Genomic DNA, 4,438 nt, shown 5'->3' with positions numbered 1-4,438 from the left:
CTTTTGAGGCGTTGCGGGCTGAGAACCGCCATGACCCCTATCTGACAGCGCTGGTCGCCCTTGCCCATATCGACATCGGTTGGGCTTGGCGTGGGGCTGAGGGACACGATGCAGCGCCGCAGGCGAACCAACGCCGCTGCGCCGCCCATTTCGACCGCGCTGCAGCCTTGCTGGATCCATTAGTAAACGTGTGCCGGGACAGCCCATTCCTGAAAGCCGCACATTGCGCACTGTTTGCTGGCCGCGCTGCCGGGGCGCAGCGGGTAGCGGACGAGTTTGGCGTCCTGATTGATCTTGCTCCTGGCAACCACCGGCACATGCGCACACTCGGCACCCATATGCTGCCACGCTGGTCCGGATCCTACGCAGCCCTTGAACTGGAGGCCCGCCGAACCGCGTCGCGCACGGCAGAAACCTGGGGGGCCGGCGGCTATACCTGGGTTTACTTCGACGCCATTGCCATCGACGATCAGGCCTGTGCCCGCGTTGACTCCCGGTTCTTTCTCGACGGGCTGAAGGACATCGTCAAAGCCAACCCTTCGCAGGAGATGATCAACCTGCTGGCCGCCTATTGCACGGTCTCGCTGCGCAAGAGCCTGGGGCAGACTCTGCAAGCCGACCTGCCGCGGCTGAAGATTGCCGAGGCTGCGAACTGGCTGATCCGCGATCACCTGACAGAACTGCATCCGCTGGTCTGGGCGCATGCCGCCGAAGGCTTTGACAACAGCGCCCGCATCCGCTCTGTCAGCCGCTTTGCAGCCCGTGGCCATGCCGGCGCGCTTGCCGCCATCGCCGGTCAATTCCGCGAAGAAATCGAAGGCGGGCAAAAAATCGCCTTCACCGACCGGGGCCTGCAATTCAGCTTAGCATAACCGGCCTTTTCGAAAGAGAAAAACGGGGCCAAGGCCCCGCTGCCCTACTTCTTCTTAAAGGCATCCATCAGTGCCGCACCCAACGCGCCTGTGCTTTGGCCTGCGCTTTGGCGGCTGCCTTGCCCGCCGCCCTTCGGTCCCGCAGACATCTTACCCTTACCGCCCTGAGGGCCGCCCGGCTTGCTGTCGCGGCGCGGCCCTGGGCCCTTGGCCGGGCCGCGCGCGTTGCGGTCTTCTTTGGCCGAGGCGCCGCCGTCCTTCTTCATCGTAAGACCAATCCGCTTGCGCGGGACATCAACCTCGGTGACCGTCACCTTGACCACCTTGCCAGTCTTCACCACCTCATGCGGGTCCTTCACAAACCGGTCGGCCAGCTGACTGACATGCACCAGCCCGTCCTGATGCACGCCGATATCCACAAAAGCGCCAAAGGCCGCCACGTTCGTGACGGTGCCTTCCAGCACCATGCCCGGTTTCAGGTCGGTGATTTGCTCCACCCCGTCCTTGAACGATGCCGTCACAAAAGTAGGACGCGGGTCGCGGCCCGGCTTTTCCAGCTCTTGCAAAATGTCCCGCACGGTGGGCAAACCGAAACTGTCACTGACAAAATCTTCAGCCCGCAGCCCTTTGAGGGCGTTCTCATCACCCATGATCTGGCGGATATCGCGCCCGCAGGCCGCCACGATCTTGCGCGCCACGTCATAGGCCTCGGGGTGGACCGAGGACGCATCCAGCGGTTCCTTGCCATCACGGATGCGCAGAAAACCGGCGCATTGCTCAAATGCCTTGGGGCCCAGCCGCGCGACCTTCAGCAGTTCCTTGCGGGACATGAACGCGCCATTCAGATCGCGGTGCGCCACAATTGCCTCCGCCAGACCGGGGCCAAGACCCGAGACATGCGCCAGCAGCGGCGCAGACGCCATGTTGAGGTCCACCCCCACGCCGTTCACCGCATCCTCGATCACCGCATCCAGCGATTTCGACAGTTTGTGCTGGTCCACATCGTGCTGGTATTGGCCCACTCCGATGCTTTTGGGTTCGATCTTCACCAGCTCCGCCAGCGGATCCTGCAGGCGCCGGGCAATCGACACCGCCCCGCGCAAGGACACATCCAGATCCGGAAACTCCCGCGCGGCCAGCTCAGATGCCGAATAAACCGAGGCCCCCGCCTCACTGACCACCACCTTGGTCGGCGCCTTCACCTTGGCGGGCAGATGGTTCAGCACCTCTGCCACCATCCGCTCAGTCTCGCGGCTGGCGGTGCCGTTGCCGATGGCGATCAGCTCGACGCCGTGTTCGGCAATCAGCTTGACGATGGACACCTGCGCGCCGCGCAGATCGTTCTTCGGCTGGAACGGGTACAGCGTTTCGGTGGCCACCAGTTTCCCGGTTGCATCCACCACCGCCGCCTTGACGCCGGTGCGGATGCCCGGATCCAGCCCGAGTGTCGGCCGCGCACCGGCTGGCGCTGCAAACAGCAGGTCCTTGAGATTGCGCGCAAAAACCTGGATGGCATCTTCCTGCGCCCGTCCGCGCAGGTCGCCCAACAGCTCCAGCATCATCGACAGCGACAGCTTCACCCGCCAGGTCCAGCCCGCCACCTTGCGCAGCCATTTGTCGCCCGGGCTGGTGCCGCCCGCCTCCAGCACCGCCGCCACCATCGCCTCGGCGCGCACCACGCCCGCCTCCGGCTCCGGCCCCGCGTCCAGCGTCAGCACACCTTCGTTTGCGCCGCGCAGCATCGCCAGTGCCCGGTGCGAGGGCACATCCGCCCAGCGTTCAGTATGCGCAAAATAGTCCGAAAACTTGGCACCTTCCTGTTCCTTGCCCACAATCACCTTGGCGGTCAGCAACGCCTCTTTCTGCAGGAACTCCCGCAACCGCCCCAGCAAATGCGCATTCTCGCACAACCGCTCGGTCAGAATGTCCCGCGCCCCGTTCAGCGCGTCCTTCACCGTTGCGACCGCCTCGGTCACATACTCACTGGCCAGTTTCTCAGGATCAGCGCTGCGGTCGGACAGAATGGCATCTGCCAGCTGCTCCAGCCCGTTTTCGCGGGCAATCATCGCCTTGGTGCGCCGCTTGGGCTTGTACGGCAGATAGATGTCCTCCAGCTGCGCTTTGGTCTCCGCCTTGGCGATTGAGGCCATCAGATCATCGGTCAGCTTGTCCTGTCCCTGGATCGAGTCAAGGATCGCAGCCCGGCGCTTCTCCAGCTCGCGCAGGTACTCCAGCCGCTCCGCCAGGGTGCGCAGCTGGGTATCATCCAGCCCGTCCGTCACTTCCTTGCGGTAGCGCGCGACAAAGGGAACGGTTGCGCCCTCATCCAAAAGTCCGACAGCGGCGGTCACCTGTTTGGGTGCGGCACCGATTTCTGCGGCGATTGTCTGGGCGATACGGGCGGAAGTGTCCAAGGCGGCCTCCTGTTGGTCTGCTCGGACTGCCAGTTCTAGCCGCCTGTCCGCGCCGCGCCAAGAGGACAATGCGCAACTGGCAGCCGGTTGCCGCCACCGTTAGGATCCGTCTGGCAGATCCGGAGTATGCGCTTCCCCCCAGGCCCGGATCGCACTCATGACCGGCGCAAGCGCCTCACCGCGCTCAGTCAGGTGGTATTCCCACCTCGGTGGGTTTTGCGAATAAGCCCGCCGTTCCAGCACACCGCTGTCTTCCAGCTTGCGCAACCTCCCGGACAACGTGTTAGGTGACACTTTCAGAATGTCCTGCAAGTCCTGGAACCTGCGCCCCCCCTCCAGAAAGAACTCGCGCAGGATCAGCAGAGTCCACTGATCCCCCATCACATTCGAGGCCCTCAGCACCGGGCAATTCTGGCGTGTTTTCTGGCTCATGCAAGAAAATGTAAGGGGCAAGCTTTCAAATGTGAAGTCACTACTTATTTTATAGTTACTTCAAAATTGAAACCAACAAAACCCGGACTATCAGGAGCAAGGACATGTTCGAAACTTTCGCAACTGCTTACGTGCAGGCCTTCGCCGTCATCCTTCCGGCCTTCGCCGTAGGAATCCTCAGCATCGGAGCTTACAAATCCGGCCTCCCGCTCCGGCAATCGGCTACTGCTGTGGCTGTGGCGACTGTCGCCCTGGGGCTCTGGCACCCGCTGGTCGCCCTGCTAGCCAAAGCCGGGATCCTGATGCCGCCCTTGGCGGTAACCGATCCGCCATATGCCCTCATGCCCCTGATCGGCGGAGCAGCCTTCCTGTGGGGGCTGGGCCGGCTGACAGTCACCGGCCGGGCGATTCTCGGCAGTTTGGGGCACGCCGAATTGATCAGCATTCAAAGCCTCCGGCTGATGGGCGGCGTGTTTCTTCTGGGCTGGCTGATGGGCGCCCTGCCCTGGCAGTTTGCTCTGCCTGCGGGCATTGGTGACATTCTGGCCGGCATTGCCGCGATCCAGGCCATGCGCGCCCTGAACCGCGGCGATGCAAATGCCGAGGATCTGGTGCGCCGCGCCAGCTATATCAGCCTGATCGATTTTGCCATTGCCGTCAGCCTTGGCATCGCGACATCCGCAGGCGCTTTACAGTTCATGGCCTTCGACAACCCCAACG

4 protein-coding genes are annotated in these 4,438 nt (G+C 63.1%); 2 read left to right on the top strand and 2 right to left on the bottom strand.

Annotated features, from left to right (window positions below; translation table 11 throughout):
- On the top strand, window positions 1-872 hold an 872-nt coding region (locus A2I95_RS26505), incomplete at its 5' end, for a hypothetical protein (protein WP_291734725.1).
- A 44-nt stretch (window positions 873-916) separates the two neighbouring features.
- On the opposite strand, the gene A2I95_RS26500 is transcribed toward A2I95_RS26505, so the two are convergent.
- Both A2I95_RS26500 and A2I95_RS26495 read right to left on the bottom strand, forming a co-directional pair.
- Window positions 917-3,286 carry a Tex family protein gene (locus A2I95_RS26500; protein WP_291734722.1) on the bottom strand — a complete coding sequence of 790 codons (2,370 nt, stop codon included), beginning with the start codon at window positions 3,284-3,286 and terminating at the stop codon, window positions 917-919.
- Window positions 3,287-3,385: 99 nt separating this feature from the next.
- Window positions 3,386-3,718 (bottom strand): helix-turn-helix domain-containing protein, encoded by a 333-nt coding sequence (locus A2I95_RS26495; protein WP_291734720.1) that lies wholly within the window; start codon window positions 3,716-3,718, stop codon window positions 3,386-3,388.
- A 104-nt stretch (window positions 3,719-3,822) separates the two neighbouring features.
- Here A2I95_RS26495 and A2I95_RS26490 point away from each other — a divergent pair.
- On the top strand, window positions 3,823-4,438 hold a 616-nt coding region (locus A2I95_RS26490; protein ID WP_291734718.1), incomplete at its 3' end, for a hypothetical protein.

It is taken from the genome of Leisingera sp. F5 (assembly GCF_001593695.1).
This window is presented reverse-complemented; position numbering and strand designations above follow the sequence as displayed.